This window comes from Pseudomonas glycinis (genome assembly GCF_054871425.1).
In genome coordinates, this window is record NZ_JBTYHF010000015.1 from 14,415 (window position 1) to 33,075 (window position 18,661).

Sequence of the window (18,661 nt, forward strand, 5' to 3'; positions counted from 1 at the left end):
AAAGAACAGCCTGCTCAGCCTTTGGTTTTTCGCGGGTCGGCTGCGCGCGGAAAGGTGCGTTCTTCCTGAATCGTCCCGTCTTCTTTATGGATTTTCAGCGAGGCGGTTTTGTCTTGGAGGTAGTCGCTGGCGATCTGGGTGATCTCGGCTTTGGTCGCAGCCGTTTTCGACGCACGCTGCGCGCCCTCTTTGACCAGTTCCCAGCGCTGCTGGTTTTTGTTGATGTGGTAGTTATCCATTCCTTCACCTCTGACGTGAATATGTGACCGGTAATGGATTGACCTTGGCCGGTTCAGAGAGTTTGAAAGAATTGAGCCCGACTCAATACGCGAACTCGTGCCCCAATTCGCTCTCCATCCACGCCAGAAAACGCCTGACCCGTGGGAAGCTGGAATGCGCTTTGGGGAATACGAGATGGTGCGCAGCCACCGCAGCACTCAGTGATTCAGGCGCTACTTCAACCAGCGTGCCTGCCGCCAGATACTTCTGCGCCAACAATGTGCTTTCCAGAGCGAAACCCAAGCCATGACTCGCCGCTTCCAGCGACATGTAGGAACGATCGAAGCTCAATGCATAAGGCCGTTCCGGACGCGCCAAGCCATGTTGGGCAAACCACTGCGGCCATTTGAGCAGGGTGGCTTCCGACAGAATCAGATCGCACTCCAGCAGATCCGACGCGCCGCGTACCGGGCGTTGCGCGAGCAGTTTCGGTGAGGTCAGCACCGCGAACGTCTCGTTCCTGACCGTGCGCACCTCATAACTGGGCCAGTTCGGCAGGCCGTGACGGATATCGACGTCGATCTTGTCGCGACTGAAGTGCAGCGATTCATAGGAGCACGACAGGTTGATCTGAATGTCCGGGTGACTGGCGCGAAACGCTTCCAGGCGCGGCATCAGCCAGAGCAGGCCGAAGCTTGGCGATGAGTGCAAGCGCAGGCAATCGAGGCTGACATCGCTGGCCGCACGCTCGGTGGCAACGGCGAGGCTGTGCAGAATCCCGGAGACTTCCTTGAGGTACTGCTCGCCGACCGGCGTCAGCGAGACGCCCCGAGCAGCGCGAACGAATAATTGCCGGCCGATCATCCCTTCGAGTTTCGCCAGTTGATGGCTGACTGCCGAGGGGGTCAGGTCCAGCACTTCTGCTGCCCTGGCGACGTTGCCGAAGCGCGCGGTTTGTTCGAAGGCCTGAATTGCTTTCAGCGGTGGCAGGATGATCGATGCCTCAGTGTCAGAGCGCATGGGGACTCCGTGGTGATTTCTTGTGATGTACCGGCAGGTTTCATTCAAGCATTTGCGAAACGGCCTGACGAGTGCTGAATTTTTTTCAGCATTGAGTGACTTCCGCGTTATTGCTCACGCTCGCCCCGGAGGACAAGCTGAGTCATCGGTTACTTACACACCGACCCAATAAAAACAATTCGAGGGAATCCTCCATGCTTCTTCAAGGCAAAGTCGCAATCATTACCGGTGCCGCATCTGCCCGTGGCATTGGCCGCGCTACCGCCAGCACATTTGCGCAACACGGCGCTCGCGTGGTCATCCTCGATCTGGATGCCTCCGCAGCACGTGACGCTGCCGCAGCACTGGGCGAAGGTCATCTGGGCCTGGCGGCCAACGTGGCCGACGAAGCGCAGGTTCAGCAAGCCGTCGCCGCCATCATCGAGCACTTCGGGCGCATCGATATTCTCGTCAACAACGCCGGCATCACCCAGCCACTGAAGACTCTGGATATTCGCCCTTCGGACTACGACAAGGTGCTGGACGTCAGCCTGCGCGGCACTTTGCTCATGTCCCAGGCGGTGATTCCGCTGATGCGCCAACAGTCTTCCGGCAGCATCGTCTGCATGTCGTCGGTGTCGGCCCAGCGCGGCGGCGGCATCTTCGGTGGCCCGCATTACAGCGCGGCCAAGGCCGGTGTGCTGGGGTTGGGCAAGGCCATGGCGCGGGAATTGGGGCCGGACAATATCCGCGTCAACTCCATCGCTCCCGGCCTTATTCACACCGACATCACCGGCGGCCTGATGCAGGATGACCGCCGCCACGCCATCATCGATGGCATTCCGCTGGGGCGCCTGGGTCAAGCGCAGGACGTCGCCAACGCCGCGCTGTTTCTGGCCAGCGACCTGTCCGCTTATCTGACCGGCATCACCCTCGATGTGAACGGCGGCATGCTGATTCACTGAGTAACTCTGGGCGGGCCTGCGTGGCCCGTGCGGTTCTGGATCGATGACGCAGCCGGGCCTGATGGCCTGGCGGTCAATAAAAACAAGAGATCAGACCATCATGACTACCCTGTCGCTCGAAGCGGTTTCGACCGTGCGTTCTTCTGCCTACCGCAAAACGGCCTGGCGGCTGATGCCGTTCCTGATGCTGTGCTACCTGTGCGCCTATCTGGACCGGGTCAACGTCGGTTTCGCCAAGCTGCAAATGATGAACGATCTGGCCCTCAGCGAAACGGTCTACGGACTGGGCGCCGGGGTGTTTTTCATCGGCTATTTCCTTTGCGAAGTGCCCAGCAACATCATCCTGCACAAGGTCGGCGCGCGAGTGTGGATTGCGCGGATCATGATCACTTGGGGCATCGTTTCGGCCCTGTTCGCCTTCGTCGAAACCGCTTGGCAGTTCTACGCGCTGCGCTTTCTGCTGGGGATTGCCGAAGCCGGTCTGGCGCCGGGCCTGCTGCTCTACCTCACCTACTGGTTTCCGTCCTATCGGCGGGCGCGCATGACCGTGTTGTGGTTTATCGCCATTCCGTTGTCAGGCATGGTCGGTGGCCCGCTTTCGGGCTGGATCATGAACCACTTTGCCGGTGTGCACGGCTGGGCCGGCTGGCAGTGGATGTTCGTTCTCGAGGCGGTGCCCACCGTGGTCGTCGGCCTGTTGGTGCTGAGTTATCTGAAGGACGGCGTGCATCAGGCCACCTGGCTCAATGACGAAGAAAAAGCGCTGATCACTCGCGAGCTGGCCGAAGACGACCAGCAAAAGGTCACCCACGCCTCGGTCGGCGAGTTCATTCGCGACCGGCGCTTGTGGCTGCTGGCGGCGATCTACTTCTGTGTGGTCATGGGCCAATACGCGATCACCTTCTGGCTGCCGACACTGGTGCGTAACGCAGGCGTTTCCGACCCGCTGCACATCGGTTTCCTGACCAGCCTGCCCTATCTGTGCGCCATCGCCGCCATGCTCCTGGTCGGCCGCAGTGGCGACAAACATCGCGAGCGCCGCTGGCACCTGATCGTACCGATGATTGCCGGTGCGATCGGCTTGAGTCTGGCAGCGCTGATGGGCGGCAATCCGACCTTGTCGATCCTCAGTCTGTGCCTGGCCGCCTCCGGCATTCTGTCCGCCACCTCGTTGTTCTGGATGCTGCCCACCACGCTGCTTGGCGGGGTGTCTGCGGCGGCCGGCATCGCCGCGGTCAACAGCTTCGCCAACCTCGCCGGGTTCTGCTCGCCTTATCTGATCGGCTGGATCACCACCCTGACCGGTTCCAGTGCCATCGGCATGTACCTCATCACCGGCGTGCTGTTCCTCGGCGCCAGCCTGGTCCTGCGTATTCCCGCCGCTTTGGTCAATCGTTGAGTCAACGGAGTTTCATCATGACGACTAATCTTGCACACGCTGCATCGCTGAGCCTGACCCAGCGCGCGCACAACATTCGCCGCCATGCACTGCGCATGGGCCAGGTTCAGGGCCAGGGCTATGTGGGCCAAGCCCTCGGCGCGGCTGACCTGCTGGCGGTGTCTTACTTTCATGCGATGAATCATCGCCCCGCAGATCCCGAATGGGAGCAGCGCGATCGCTTCTATCTCTCCATCGGCCACTACGCCATCGCGCTGTACGCAGCGCTGATCGAAGCCGAGATCATTCCCCTCGACGAGCTGGAAACCTACGGTTCGGATGACAGCCGCCTGCCGATGTCGGGCATGGCCGCCTACACCCCGGGGATGGAGATCACCGGCGGCTCGCTGGGTCAGGGCCTGGGTATCGCGGTCGGTGCCTGCCTGGGCCTCAAGCGCAAAGGCTCGGCCTCGTTCGTCTACAACCTGCTGTCCGATGGCGAACTCAATGAAGGCTCGACCTGGGAAGCGGTGATGTCGGCTTCGCACTGGCAGCTCGACAACCTGATCGCCATCGTCGACGTCAACAACCAGCAGGCCGACGGTTACTCCAGCGAGATTCTTTCGTTCGAACCCATTGTCGATCGCTGGCAAGCCTTCGGCTGGTTTACCCAGCGCGTCGACGGCAATGACCTCGACGCCCTGGTCGCTGCATTCGATGCCGCCCGCAATCACCCCGGCGGGCAACCGCGCGTGATCATCTGCGACACGAAAATGGGCAAAGGCGTGCCGTTTCTGGAGAACCGGGAAAAGACCCACTTCATTCGCGTCGAAGAGCACGAATGGGACCTGGCACTGAGCAACCTTGAAGAAGGAAAAGACCAATGAGCAACGCCGCCAACACTGCGCCTTCGACTGCTACTGGCACGCCGGTGAAAAAGCGCCTGACCACCTCCGCGATGATTGCCTCGATTGCCTCCGAGGGCCAGGCGACCCGCTCGGCACCGTTCGGCCATGCGCTCGCAGCGCTGGCAGACCAGCGCGCGGACATCGTCGGTCTCTCGGCTGACCTGTCCAAGTACACCGACCTGCACATTTTTGCCAAGGCGCACCCGGAGCGTTTCTATCAGATGGGCATGGCCGAACAGTTGCTGATGAGCGCTGCGGCGGGCATGGCGCGTGAGGGTTTCGTGCCGTTTGCCACTACCTACGCGGTGTTCGCCTCGCGCCGTGCTTACGACTTCATCTGCATGGCCATCGCCGAGGAAAACCTCAACGTCAAAATCGTCTGCGGGCTGCCCGGCCTCACCACGGGTTACGGGCCGAGCCACCAGGCCACCGATGATCTGGCTATTTTCCGCGCCATGCCCAATCTGATGATTGTCGACCCGTGCGATGCGCTGGAAATCGAACAGGCCGTGCCGGCCATCGCCGCTCACCAAGGCCCGGTCTATATGCGTTTGCTGCGCGGCAATGTGCCGTTGGTGCTGGACGAGTACGGTTATAAATTCGAGATCGGCAAGGCCAAGACCCTGCGCACGGGCAACGACGTACTGATCATCTCCACCGGGCTGATGACCATGCGCTCACTGGAAGCGGCCAAGCAATTGCAGGCCGACGGCATTGATGTGGCCGTGCTGCACGTGCCGACCATCAAGCCGCTGGATGAACAAACCATTCTCGCCGAAGCGCGCAAATCCGGGCGTCTGGTGGTCACAGCCGAGAACAGCTCGATCATCGGCGGTTTGGGTGAGGCGGTTGCCGGGTTGTTGTTGCGCAATGGCGTGACGCCCACCTTCAGACAGATCGCGTTGCCCGACGCGTTCCTTGACGCCGGCGCCCTGCCGACGCTGCATGATCGCTACGGCATTTCGACGCCGGCTGTGTGCGCGCAGATCAAAGCCTGGCTGTAACTCCAACGTGAGCGGCGCCTCCATCCGAGGCGCTCGTTCATTCGAAAACAGGAGGCAGAACGTGAAAGCACATGAACTGCTGGATCCCGACTTCAAAAGCTTTTTAACCCCCGGCGCAGAAGCCTGGACGTTGGAAACGCTGCCCGCGATCAGGGAGCGTGTTCACGCGACATTCAAATCCCGAGAACAAGCGCTCGGAGAAAGCCTATGGACCAAGGCCCACGACGGTGAGGATTTGCGCCTGTGTCTTTACCGGCCCGCCGCCGCAGCACCGGACGGTAATTTTGCGGTGATCCTGTACATCCACGGTGGAGGTTTCGTCCTCGGTTGCCCCGAAATGGCCGATGACTATCTGGCTAACCTCACCGAAGAACTTCAGGCGATCATCGTTGCTGTCGATTACCGTCTCGCGCCTGAATACCCCTTCCCTATTCCTCTGGAGGATTGCTACACCGCCCTCGGCTGGGTTTTCGCCCACCGGCAAACGCTCAACATCGACGCCGACAACGTGGTCGTCATGGGCCACAGTGCCGGCGCCGGGCTGGCAGCAGCGCTGGCCATTGTGGCGCGGGATCGCGGCGAGTATTCCATCGCAAGTCAGGTGCTGGTTTATCCGATGCTCGATCACCGTTCGGGCAGCGCAGCCTCGCCTCACCAGAACAGCACGACCGGAGTGATTGGCTGGCCGGCGCAAGCCAACCAGTTCTGCTGGGATTGCCTGCGCGCTGACCAAGCGCTGGATGATCTGCCAATCGGCTGGTTTTCGCCGGCCCTGCAAGACGATCTGCGTGACTTGCCACCGACGTTTCTGGCCGTTGGCGCGCTGGATCTGTTTCTGGAAGAGGACGTTGCATTTGCCCTGCGCCTGTCCCGCGCCGGGGTTGCCGTCGAACTGCATGTCTACCCTGGGGCGCCACATATGTTTGATCAGTGCCCCGGTAGCGTTAGCGCTCAGTCTGCGCTGGATATCGTCCGATCACTTCGGCGATCGATAGCTAGCGCATTAACTGCTGAGGGGTAGAAAGAACCGCTGAAACGGTACAACAGAATTTCTTATACAAAGCCTTCCTCCCCTTCTACGCTTTTTGATTAACACCTTCGCAGACAGGCAACTGCGGAGGATGGCCTGCGCTTTGAAAAATTCAATATCGCTTAGCCATCACCCTCGTCGACTCCGCCCGGACCTTTTCCAGCGTCCCTTTGGATAATGTCGAAAACGACACATTTTGTTGCACCCAAAAAGCGCTTGGATCCAACGTCCCGACAAACGGTAACGACCTGAATAGAACAGATTTTCAAGTAGATAAACGTGGGCAAATGGCCCATCCAGACGCTCGTCAAAAATCAGGCAGCCCCATCTGACACTCCCTATCTATGGTTTTAAAACCACCCGTGGACGTCCGCCCCACCCATTTACAGGGAGTAGTAATGGACAACATCGTCATTGCCGACAAAGCCAATTCTCAGCTCACTGCCCAGAACTGGGGCAATGTTCAGCTCAGTCAGCCTTCAGTTGTACAAATGCCGGTTCGGCCCGATCAATTGGCGTCGACCAGTCGCAGCGGTCAGGATTTGATCGTCAATCTGAAGTCTGGCGAGCAAATCAAAATCTCCAATTTCTTTGTCACCAGCCCTGACGGCGTGCCCAATGACATTGTCTTTCAGGGTGACGACGCGACGCTGTGGCAGGCGCGCTACAGCGCCGAGCCGTTCAATGGCTTTACCTTTGACGAAATCAATTCGCTGGACGAGCTGATCGCTGGCGTCGGTGTGGTGGATGGCGCGACGCCGGCCTGGGCGATTGCCGGGCTTGGCCTGTTGGGCGCGGGTGGTGCGGCAGCCGCTGCCGGCGGAAGTGGGGGCGGCGGCGGTGGTGGTGGCGGTGGCGGTGGAGACGCGACGCCTCCTGCGCCCGCTACCGGATTAACCTTGTCGGCCGATGGCCGGGTGCTGAGTGGTTTTGGCGAAGCTGGCAGTGTCGTTCAGATACGCGATGCAGCCGGCAACCTTTTGGGTTCCGGAACCGTTGGCGCCGATGGCAGTTTCCAGGTCGACCTGGGGACGCCGCAGAACAATGGTCAGCCGCTCGACGTCACGCTCACCGACCCTGCGGGCAACGTTTCGACGCCGGGTACGGTCACTGCGCCGGATACCACCGCGCCCACTGCGCCTGGCAACCTCGCTGTGAGCGCCGACGGCACGCAACTCGGCGGCACCGGTGAAGTCGGCTCGACCATCCAGGTGCGCGCCGCCGATGGCAGCCTGCTCGGCAGCGCCGTGGTTGCGGCCGATGGCACCTTCAGCGTCGTCCTCAGCCCCGCGCAAACCGGCGGTCAGCCGCTGACAGTGAATGCCACCGATGCCGCAGGCAACACCTCGACCGGCGCAACGATCAGCGCGCCGGAGATCGTCGAACCGACGACGCCGGGCAATCTTGGTTTGAGCAGCGACGGCAGCCAACTGACCGGCACCGCCCGGGCTGGCACCACGATCGAAGTCCGTGCCGCCAACGGCGAATTGCTCGGGCGCGCGGCGGTGGCCGCTGACGGTACTTTCCTGCTGACGCTGGTTCGTGCGCAGGCCAACGGTGAAACCTTCAGTGTCGTGGCAGTCAACAGCGCCGGTGCGCAATCGCCGGCCATCACCTTCAATGCGCCGGACATCACCGGCCCCGCCGCTGCAACGGATCTGGCGGTGAGCAGCGACGGCCTCTCGGTCACCGGCCGTGGCGAACCCGGCAGCACAGTCAGCGTCACCAATGCCCAAGGCACACTGCTCGGCACGGCTTTAGTCGCAGCCGATGGCTCGTTCACCGTGCAACTCAACGCCGCGCAAATCGATGGTGAGGCGCTAAGCGTGCTGGTCACCGACGCCGCCGGCAACCCTTCGCCAGCAGTGACGATCATCGCGGTTGACCTCGACGGACTGACCCAACCAAGTGACATCGCAGTGAGCGTCGATGGCACGCAATTGAGTGGACGCGGCCAGCCCGGTTCGACCGTGACGGTGCGTGACGCCAACGGCAATCTGCTCGGCACGGCCGTTGTCGCGGCGGACGGCACGTTCAGCCTGCAACTGAGCAGTCCACAGAACAACGGCGAAACGCTTCAGATCAGTGCCAGCGACGCCGCTGGCAATACTTCCGCACCACTGAACTACGTGACGCCTGACACCCAAGGGCCGACGGCCGTCTCCGATCTCGCACTCGACGCTCAGGGGCAGACGCTCACCGGTAAGGGTGAGTTGGGTGCGTCAGTCACTGTGCGCGATCCGGCCGGCAACATCATCGGCACCGGCACGGTGGGTGCCGATGGCAATTTTACCGTTCCACTTTCCACACCACAGACCGATGCGCAACAGCTGCAAGTGATCCAGACCGACGCGGACGGCAATCCTTCGGCGCCGGTCAACGTGATAGCACCCGATCTGACCACACCGGTAGCCGTGACCGATGTAAGCATTTCCGCCAATGGCGCCGTGGTCTCCGGCGCGGGTCAGATCGGCGCCACCGTTACTGTCACTGACACCAACGGGACCGTGCTGGGAACAGCTTTGATCGGCAGCAACGGCCGGTTCGAAGTCACCTTGTCCTCGCCACAAACCAATGGCCAGAACCTCAGCGTCGTGCAGACCGATGGCTCGCCGTCGGGCTCGCCGGCAGTTCCAGTTGAAGCGCCGGATATCCAGGCCCCAACGGCTCCTTCGGATCTGACGCTGAATGCAGGTGGCACTGAACTGAGCGGCACCGGCGAACCCGGTGCCACCGTGTCGGTCAAGGATTCGGCCGGCAATGTGTTGGGCACCGCGATCGTCGACGGCAGCGGCGCCTTTACAGTGCCACTGAACAGCCCGCAGATCGAAGGCCAGCAACTGCAAGTCAGCCAATCGGATGGCGTGAACGTTTCCCCCAGCACACCATTGACGGCGACGGACACCACCGCGCCGCTGGCGCCGGACAATGTCGTGCTCGCCAGTAACGGCGTGACCTTGACCGGCACCGGGCAAGCGGGCAGCACCGTAACCGTCAGCGCGCCCGACGGCACGGTGCTTGGCACTACGGTGGTCGCCAGCGACGGCAGTTTCAGCGTCAACCTGAGCCCGGCTCAGCTCGACGGTCAGGTGTTGAGTGTGATCCAGACCGATGCGAGCGCCCTGCCCTCGCCGGCCACGCCGGTCACCGCACCGGACATCACCGCCCCACCTGCACCGAGCGGTCTGCTCATCGATCCGGCGGGTGCCACCGTCACCGGTACCACGCAACCCAATAACACGGTGCAGGTGCTGGATGCCGACGGCAACGTCATCGGCACCGCGACCGCTGACGGCACGGGCGCCTTCACGGTCAACCTCGACACGGCTCAGACCAATGGCGAAGCCTTGCAAGTCGTGGTGTCGGACGGCGCCAACAGTTCGCTTCCCGGCAGCGTCACCGCGCCGGACAGCACCCCGCCGGCAGCGGTCAGCGATCTCGCGCTCAACCCCGCCGGCACGCAAGTGTCGGGACTTGCCGAACCGGGCACGACGGTCACCGTCAGCATTGCCGGCGGTGGCGCTGTGCTGGGCACCGCGACGGCCGATGCGGATGGCCGCTTTGTCGTGACCCTCAGCCCACCGGCCGAGCCTGGCGGCAATCTGGAAGTCATCAGCACGGATGGCGGCGGCAATGATTCGCCCGTCGTGCCGCTGGCAGGACTGGACGGTAGCCAGGTCGCGACCCCGACCGATCTGGCCTTGAGTGCCGATGGTTTCACCCTGACTGGCGCCGGTACGCCCGGTTGCACCGTGACGGTGACCAGCAGCAGCGGCGCTGTGCTCGGCTCCGGGCTGATCAACAGCTTCGGCCGCTTCACCCTGTTGCTCAGTAGCAAACAGATCAATGCGCAAGTTCTCCAGGTGACGGCCACCAGTCCCGACGGTGACGTGTCGATTCCGGGCACGGTGACGGCGGTCGATGGCACGGCGCCGGATGCTGTGACCAATCTGGCGCTGAATACCAACGGCACAACACTCACTGGACGCGGAGAGGCCGGGGCGACGGTCACTGTCACCGACGCCACAGGTACCGTGCTCGGTACTGCACTGGTCGCCAGCAACGGCACGTTCAGCCTGACGCTGACGCCGGCACAACTTAATGGTCAGGCGCTTACTGCGATCCAGAGCGACGCCGCCGGCAACCTGTCGCAACCCGCCGGCATCATCGCTACCGATCTGCAACCTCCAGCAGCCGCGACTGGCGTCAGCATCAATGACGTCGGCACCGTGGTCAAAGGCCAAGGCGAAGCCGGCAGCACCGTGACCGTACGCGATGCCGCCGGCAATGTTCTGGCCACCGGCGTGGTCGATCAGAGCGGCAATTTCCAGGTCACCTTGCCCAATGCCCAGAACACCGGCGAAACCCTGCAGGTCACTCTGACCGACGCCAACGGCAACACTTCGACGTCCACTGGTGTGATCACCGTCGACGGCACCCCGCCCGCCGCTGTGCAAAACCCACTGATCAGCGCCGATGGCAGCACCCTCAGCGGCACGGGTGAAGCTGGCGCGACGGTCAATGTCACTACCGCCAACGGCACCTTGCTCGGCAGTGCCGTGGTTGGCGCGGACGGCTCGTTCAGCGTGACCCTGGCGCCAGCACCGAGCAATGGCGAGGCATTGGCGATCAGCCAGACCGACCCTGCCGGCAATGTCTCGCCGTCGACCAGTGTCAACGCACCCGATATCAGCCCGCCGGCGGCGCTGAACCAAGTCGCGGTGAATGCTGACGGCGTCACCGTCACTGGTCATGGCGAACCGGGCGCCACCGTTTCCGTGCGCAGCGCCGACGGCACCTTGCTTGGCACCGCGCAGGTCGGCAGTGGCGGCGCGTTCACGGTCACCCTCAACGCAGCACAACTGAATGCCGAAGTGCTGACCGTCACTCAGGAAGATCCGCCGGGCAATGTCTCGACGGCGGTTGAAGTGGTTGCGGTGGATCTGACTGCGCCGGCGATCCCGAGCGGCTTGACCTTGAATGCAGCAGGCGTGCAACTGGCCGGTAACGCCGAGGCCGGCAGTACGGTGACCGTACGCGACAGCCAGGGCAATCTTCTCGGCACCACCACGGCGGCCGCAAACGGCACTTTCCAGATTACCCTCAACAGTCCGCAAACCAATGGCCAGTCGCTGAACGTGACGGCCACCGATGCGGCAGGCAATCCGTCAGCCCCGGCAATCGTCAATGCGGTCGATAGCACGGCGCCGTTGGTGGCGAGCGATCTGGCGGTGAGCGCCAATGGTGCCACCCTGACCGGCATCGGCGAGGTCGGCGCCAGCGTGGAAGTTCGCGATGCCGGCGGTGTTTTGCTGGGTACTGCGACCGTTGCCAGCAATGGCAATTTCAGCGTCACGTTGTCCCCGGCGGCGGTGGCTGGATCGAATCTTTCCGTGGTGCAGATTGACGCTGCCGGCAATACCGGGCCGGCAAGTCCGGTCACCGCGCCGGGCAATCTGGCGGAAAGCGCACCGACCAATCTGGCCCTCAGCGCCGACGGCCTGACCCTGACCGGCTCGGCCACCGCCGGCAGCACTGTGAGCATTCGCAATGCCTCGGGCCTGTTGCTCGGCAGCGCGCTGGTGGCGGCCAATGGCACTTTCAGCGTCACCCTCAACGCCGCGCAACTCAACGGCGAACAGCTGTCTGCCGTGGCAACCTCGAGCACCGGCATTAATTCGTCGCCGACCGACTACACCGCTGCCGATATCGCCGCGCCAACACCGCTGAGTGAACTAAGCCTGGCACCGAATGGCACGGCCCTGACCGGGCGCGGTGAAGCCGGCGCCACCGTGACCGTGCTCGGCACCGGCGGAACGGTTCTCGGCAGCGCGGTGGTGGCGGCCAACGGCACATTCAGCGTCACCCTCAGCCCGGCACAAACCTCTGGCCAGACTTTGAGCCTGAGCCAGGCCGACGCCGCCGGCAACGAATCAAACAGCGTCAACCTGATCGCCCCGGATCTGATCGCGCCCAATGCGCCGGCGGCGCTGGTGGCAAGCGCTGACGGCACGTTGCTGTCGGGTACCGGTGAGGCCGGCACCACGGTCAACGTGTACAACGCCGCCGGAGCGCTGGTCGGGACAGGCACCGTGAGCATCGACGGCACGTTTGCGATCACCCTGACCACGCCGCAAGCCAATGGCCAGGCGCTGACCGTGTCGCTGACGGATGCGGCGGGCAATACCTCGGCAGCCACGCCGTTCACTTCGGTCGACAGCACACCGCCAGCGGCCGTTTCGCAACTGAGCATCGGCGGCGACGGCGCAAGCCTGACCGGGCGCGGCGAACCGGGCGCGCAGGTGCGCGTCATCGACAGCGACGGCAACGTGCTTGGCACCGCCGTGGTCAGCGCGACCGGTACCTTCACCCTGCCACTGAACCCTGCGTTGACCAACGCCGAAGTGATCACCGTGGTCCAGGCCGACGCAGCGGGCAACGACTCGCCGGCAGTGAACCTGACCACGCCGGACTTCACCCCGCCTGATCCACTGGACAACGTCGATATCAACTCGTCCGGCGCGCTGGTCATCGGTACCGGCGAACCCGGCGCGACCGTGACCGTGCGCGATGCCAACGGCACTTTGCTCGGCACAAGTGTGGTACTCGGCGACGGCACCTTCAGCGTCACCCTCAATCCGCCGCAGATCAACGAACAGATCCTCAGCGTGCAGCAGGCCGATCCACCCGGCAACGTCAGCGCGCCGGTGTCGATCACCGCACCGGATCTGACCCCGCCAGCGACGCCGGCCGATCTGCAACTGAATGCCGATGGCGACACCCTCACCGGGACCGGCGAAGTCGGCGCCATTGTCCGCGTGACATCCGCAGACGGTACCGAGCTGGGCACCGGCACCGTGGGCAGCGATGGCCGTTTCCAGATCACCGTGACTCCGGTGCAAACCAATGGCCAAGCGCTGTTCGTGGTGTTGGCGGATGCAGCCGGCAATGCCTCGCCTGCCGGCACGCTGAGCGCACCGGACAGCACGCCTCCTGCAGCACTGACCGATGTCGAGATCAACGCCAGCGGCAGCCTCATCACTGGCTCCGGTGCGGCTGGCTCGCAAGTGGTCGTCACCAACGCGGTGGGCACCATCGTCGGCACCGGCACCGTCGCGGCCGATGGCAGTTTCAGCGTCATCCTCGATCAGCCTCTGCTCAACGGTGAAGCCTTGTCGGTGATCCAGCGCGATGCGGCGGGCAACCCTTCGCCGATCGTGCCCGTCACTGCGCCGGACATCACCCTGCCCGCTGCGCCCACCGGCCTCGTGCTCGCGCCCGACGGCGTGACATTGACCGGTACCGGTGAAGCCGGCGCCACGGTGCGCGTGCTCAGTGCGACTGGCACGGTACTGGGCTCGGCAACCGTGACCGGCAATGGCTCGTTCAGCGTGACCCTCAACCCGCCGCAAGTGAACGGTGAGTTGTTGAGCGTCAATCAGACCGATCTGGCATCCAACACATCGCCGACAGCGCCCGTGCAAGCGGGCGATATCACCGATCCACTGGAGGTGGCCGACCTCAACGTCAGCCAGGACGGCTTGACCGTCACCGGTACCGGCGAGCCCGGCGCAACCGTCACCGTGCTCGACGGCGCGGTGGTGCTCGGCACAGCGACGGTGGCGGCAGATGGCAGCTTCAGCGTCACGTTGTCGGCTGCGCAACTCGATGGCCGCGCACTGTCGGTCGTGCAGGCCGACGCACAAACCAACCAGTCCGAGCCCGTTCTGGTCGACGCGCCGGACAGCACTGCACCGATCGCACCAACGGTGACATCGCTGACCGGCGCCGGCACCTTGCTCGCCGGGACCGCCGAAGCCGGCAGCACCGTGACTGTGCTGTCCGCCACCGGCACCGTGCTCGGCACAGCGGTGGCATTGAGCGACGGCACCTACACAGTCACGCTGAATCCGGCTCAGGCCAATGGTCAGTTGTTGTCGGTGATCGCGACGGACGAGGCGCAAAACGCATCGCCAGTGCTGCTCTACCCGGCGGCAGATACCACGGCTCCGGATGCCGTCACCGGTCTGACCATCAGCGGCGATCTGAGCCAACTCGCCGGTCGTGGCGAAGCCGGCGCGAGTGTCGAAGTGACCGATGCGCTGGGCAATGTTGTCGGCAGCGGCACGGTCGCGGCCAACGGTACATTCCTGATCGATCTGGCCCCGGGCATCACCACCGGCCAGGTGCTGACAGTGAATCAAACAGACGTCGCGACTAATGTGTCCGCAGACGCCGACCTGACTGTTCCGGCAGTGCCAGCGCCGGCTGCGCCGGACAATCTTGTGCTGACAGCCGACGGCGTGACGCTGACCGGCACGGCGGCGATCGGCACCATCATCAATGTCTACGCGCCGGACAACAGCCTGATCGGCACCGGCGTCACCGGCGCGGATGGCACGTTCAGCGTGGTGCTGACGCCTGCGCAAACCAACGGCCAAAGCCTCGAAGTCACCGCCAACACTGCGTTGGGTGGCGCCTCGCTGCCGACTGAAATCACCGCAGGCGACACCTCGGCGCCGGCGCCACTCAGCGATCTGGCGGTCAATGCCAGCGGCACACTGGTCACCGGTCGCGGCGAAGTCGGCGCGTCGGTGACCATCACCGGCGCGGGCGGCGTGGTGTTGGGCAATGCGACGGTCGGCGCCAATGGCACCTTCAGCGCGCAGCTCAATACGCCGCAGGTCAACGGTCAGGTGCTTAATGCGACACAGACCGATGCGTCCAATAACACCTCATCCGGGCTTAACGTAACTGCGCCCGACATCACCCCTCCGGCGGCTCCGACGGCTCTCGTACTCAGCGGCGCCGGTCTGGTCCTCGGCGGGCTCGGTGAAGCCGGCGCCACCGTTACCGTTCGCGGTGTCGGTGGCGCGGTGCTGGGCACGGCGACGGTGGCGGGCAATGGCTCGTTCTCGGTGACCTTGTCATCGGCGCAACTCAACGGCCAGCAACTGAGCGTCACGCAGAGCGATGCGGCGGGCAACGTTTCGCCGGTTACCAATCTCAGCGTCGGCGATACCACCGCGCCGGCGCCGCTGAGCAATGTCAGCCTGAACGGCACCGGCCTAGCCGTCAGCGGCACGGGTGAAGCCGGCGCGACCGTCAGCGTGACCAACGCAGCCGGTACCGTCCTCGGCACCGCCGTGGTCAATGCTGGGGGCACCTTCACCGTGCAACTGTCCAGCGCGCAACTGAACGGCCAACAGCTCAACGTCCAACAGGCCGACCCGACGGGCAATCTGTCGCAGGTCTTCAATCTGACGGCCCCTGACGTGCAGGCGCCGATTGCAGCCAGCGGTCTGACGCTCGCTGCCAACGGTCTGACTTTGAGCGGTACGGGCGAAGCCGGTGCGACGGTCAACGTCTACGGCCCGGGCGGCGCGCTGATTGGCACCGCCACCGTAGGCAGTGGCGGCACGTTCAGCTTCAACCTGAACACCGCGCAACTCGACGGGCAGCTGTTGACCGTGCGTCTGGTCGACCCGGCCGGCAATCTGTCGCCCAACGCCAGCCTGACAGCGCCGGACATTACCGCGCCCGGCGCGCCGACCGGCGTCAGCGTCAATGGCAGCGGCACCGTGCTCACTGGCGTCGGCGTGCCCGGTTCGACCATCAGCGTGCGAGGCGTCGGCGGCGTGGTGCTCGGCACCGCCACCGTCGCCGCTAACGGCAGTTTCTCCGTGGCACTGGCCTCGGCGCAGATCAACAGCCAGGCACTCAGCGTCACCCAGGCCGATCCGAGTGGCAACGTATCGGCTGCGGCGACCGCGACGGCGCCAGACCTGACGCCTCCAGCGGCGGCCACCGCGCTGCTGGTCGGTGCCGATGGCCTCACTGTCACCGGTACCGGTGAAGCCGGCGCAACCGTGACCATCAAGTCGGCCAGCGGCAGCGTTCTGGGCACCGCTACGGTTAACAACCTCGGCGTGTTTACCGTCACCCTGAGCAGTGCGCAGATCAACGGTGAAAACCTCACCGTCAACCTCAGCGACGCACGCGGCAACGTTTCGGTGGCCGCCAACGTCATTGCGCCGGACGTCGACGTCAACGCGCCAGTGATCGCCAGCGATAACCTCGCCGTCGGCACCGTCACGCTGGCCCCGGTCACCGCCTCGCAGACCTTCAACGACTCGTTCACCACGCTGCTGGCCGGATTCTCGAAAACCTTCACTTTCACCGTCGCTGGCGGCACGCGTCTTGATCCGACCCTGACGCTGACCACCAGCAGCCTGATTTCGCTGATCGATGGCGTGGTCTACACCCTGCAAGTGAAGGATGCCAGCGGCAACTGGGTCACTCTGGATGTCAACGGCAGCGGCGGCCTGCTCGACCTGATCGCGCTCGCCGGCCAAGGCGTGCGGGTCGACATCGGTAACCTGCTGTCGGGCGATTATCGACTGACGGTTTCGAGCACCGGTATAGGCGTGCTGACCACGGTCAATACCCAGCTGCAACTGGATGTCAGCAGCCTGACCCAGTTCAACGGCATTGCCGGGCCAGCGGTGACTGGCAACGTCATCACCAACGTCGGCGTCGATGGCACGGCCGATCAGACCGGCCCGGACAACGGCGCGCAGTTGCAGATATTCAAGAATGGCGCCTGGGTCAGCGCCGGTGCCGGCACCACGGTGCAAGGGTTGTACGGCACGCTGACCATCGACGCCAACGGCAACTACAGCTACAAACCGAACGGCAGTGTCGGCAGCGTCGGCAAAGTCGACGTGTTCAACTACCAACTGGTGCACCCGAACGGCTTGAGTGACACCGCCAATCTGTACGTGCGCATCGACAGCCCGCAAGCCAGCGAAGTGTGGAATGACGCCAACCTCGGCAGCCCGGCACTGGTGGTTGATGCCACAGCGGACATCGCCTCGACTGACGTCACCTTGATCAACCGCGAAGTCACCACCAACTCAGCCCTCGGCACGTTCAATGTGCTGCTGGGCGGCGGCAGCGGTAACTACAACACGGTGGTCGCGGCCGATACCGTCAGTGACCTGACCGTGGTGGTCAATTCGAGCAACCTGTTGGCGCTGCTCGGTTCGATGACGGTGGGCCTGTACAAGCTCAACACGGCGACCAACCAGTACGTGCTGGTCAAGAGTTACGGCGGCAACGTCTTGGTCAATCTCGGCGGCGGCAACTACGGGATCAAGTTCGACGACCAGACCGCCGGCAGTTATCAGGTGCGGGTGGCAGTGGGCGGCCTCGGACTGCTGACCAGCGTCAACACCAGCCTGATCAACGTCGCGACCTACAACAATCAGTTCGTGGTCGGCAGCTACACGCCGGTATCGGGCAATCTGCTCACCGACACCGCTGGCGGCGGCGCCGATGTGTTGGGCTCGGTCTACACCTTGCTCAGCGTGCTGGTCGCCGGCAGTTACGTTGCGCCGGGTTACAACGGCGTCTCGCTGGTCGGTAACTACGGCACCCTGGTGGTCCAGGCCAACGGCAACTACACCTACACGCTCAAGGCCGGCCTGACCGATGCGGTGATCGGCCAGGAAGACACCTTCACTTACCAACTCACCCACCCCAACGGCACCGTGGATACTGCGACGCTGACCATCGACCTGAACAATGCCGGCGCATTCGCCAGCACCGCGTTCTCGGCACTGGCCAGCGATGACCTCGGTCTCGCCCATGCCACTGGCAGTGACCTGATCCAGGGCACCGAGGGCAACGACACCCTCGACGGCTCGCACGGTGGCGCCGTGACCCTGCAAGGTGGCGGTGGCGACGACACGCTGATCATCGCCGATCAGCAATTCACCTCGGTGGACGGCGGCAGCGGCACCGACACCCTGCTCTGGGCCGGTGGTGATGTGTCGATCAACCTCGGCGATCTGCAGAGCAAGATCCACAACGTCGAAATCCTTGACCTCAATCACTCGAGTGCGGTTGCGCTGACACTGAATCTCAGCGATCTGCTGGCGATTACCTCTTCGGACAACAACACCCTGCTGATCAAGGGTGACGACAGGGACAGCGTGCACATGACCGATGGCTGGGTCGCCGATGGCACGCAACAGGCCGACGGCATCGACTATGTTCAATACACGGCACAGGAGGATCCGAGCCACCACTTGTGGGTACAGAACGGCATTCAAGTGGTTTGAAACAAGACATCGAACGTTGGTCTCTCAACAGTA

Annotated in this window: 8 protein-coding genes; 6 read left to right on the forward strand and 2 right to left on the reverse strand. The window is 63.5% G+C overall.

The features are described 5' to 3' along the window. Positions 1–14: 14 nt before the first annotated feature. Together ACYSTU_RS26155 and ACYSTU_RS26160 are read right to left on the reverse strand one after the other, a co-directional pair. A complete protein-coding gene (locus tag ACYSTU_RS26155) occupies positions 15–239 on the reverse strand; it encodes a DUF2188 domain-containing protein (RefSeq protein ID WP_016774410.1) in 225 nt (74 codons plus the stop codon). Positions 240–321: 82 nt separating this feature from the next. Further along, complete coding sequence (locus ACYSTU_RS26160; protein ID WP_122610061.1) at positions 322–1,239, reverse strand: LysR substrate-binding domain-containing protein; 918 nt, start codon at positions 1,237–1,239, stop codon at positions 322–324. Between the two features lie 194 nt (positions 1,240–1,433). Here ACYSTU_RS26160 and ACYSTU_RS26165 point away from each other — a divergent pair, with 194 nt between their 5' ends. The 6 genes from ACYSTU_RS26165 to ACYSTU_RS26190 all read left to right on the forward strand — a co-directional run bounded on the left by ACYSTU_RS26165 (position 1,434) and on the right by ACYSTU_RS26190 (position 18,628). Beyond that, positions 1,434–2,183, forward strand: a complete 750-nt coding sequence (locus ACYSTU_RS26165; RefSeq protein WP_499002540.1) for an SDR family NAD(P)-dependent oxidoreductase — start codon at positions 1,434–1,436, stop codon at positions 2,181–2,183. Positions 2,184–2,283: 100 nt separating this feature from the next. Further along, positions 2,284–3,582, forward strand: coding sequence for an MFS transporter (locus ACYSTU_RS26170; RefSeq protein ID WP_051600433.1), 1,299 nt, complete (start codon positions 2,284–2,286; stop codon positions 3,580–3,582). Between the two features lie 17 nt (positions 3,583–3,599). After that, positions 3,600–4,448, forward strand: coding sequence for a transketolase (locus ACYSTU_RS26175; RefSeq protein ID WP_122610064.1), 849 nt, complete (start codon positions 3,600–3,602; stop codon positions 4,446–4,448). Then, complete coding sequence (locus tag ACYSTU_RS26180) at positions 4,445–5,473, forward strand: transketolase family protein (protein ID WP_499002543.1); 1,029 nt, start codon at positions 4,445–4,447, stop codon at positions 5,471–5,473. Before ACYSTU_RS26175 ends, ACYSTU_RS26180 begins: the two co-directional genes overlap by 4 nt. Positions 5,474–5,534: 61 nt before the next feature. Further along, positions 5,535–6,494, forward strand: a complete 960-nt coding sequence (locus ACYSTU_RS26185; protein ID WP_499002546.1) for an alpha/beta hydrolase — start codon at positions 5,535–5,537, stop codon at positions 6,492–6,494. Positions 6,495–6,901: 407 nt separating this feature from the next. Continuing rightward, on the forward strand, positions 6,902–18,628 hold the full coding sequence (locus ACYSTU_RS26190; RefSeq protein ID WP_499002548.1) for a BapA/Bap/LapF family large adhesin: 11,727 nt from the start codon (positions 6,902–6,904) through the stop codon (positions 18,626–18,628). The last annotated feature ends 33 nt before the right edge of the window (positions 18,629–18,661 follow it).

Excerpts from the sequence above, each read along its gene's own strand:
- ACYSTU_RS26155 (WP_016774410.1), bottom strand. The coding sequence starts at position 239 with ATGGATAACTACCACATCAACAAAAACCAGCAGCGCTGGGAACTGGTC.
- ACYSTU_RS26160 (WP_122610061.1), bottom strand. The coding sequence starts at position 1,239 with ATGCGCTCTGACACTGAGGCATCGATCATCCTGCCACCGCTGAAAGCA.
- ACYSTU_RS26165 (WP_499002540.1), top strand. The coding sequence starts at position 1,434 with ATGCTTCTTCAAGGCAAAGTCGCAATCATTACCGGTGCCGCATCTGCC.
- ACYSTU_RS26170 (WP_051600433.1), top strand. The coding sequence starts at position 2,284 with ATGACTACCCTGTCGCTCGAAGCGGTTTCGACCGTGCGTTCTTCTGCC.
- ACYSTU_RS26175 (WP_122610064.1), top strand. The coding sequence starts at position 3,600 with ATGACGACTAATCTTGCACACGCTGCATCGCTGAGCCTGACCCAGCGC.
- ACYSTU_RS26180 (WP_499002543.1), top strand. The coding sequence starts at position 4,445 with ATGAGCAACGCCGCCAACACTGCGCCTTCGACTGCTACTGGCACGCCG.
- ACYSTU_RS26190 (WP_499002548.1), top strand. The coding sequence starts at position 6,902 with ATGGACAACATCGTCATTGCCGACAAAGCCAATTCTCAGCTCACTGCC.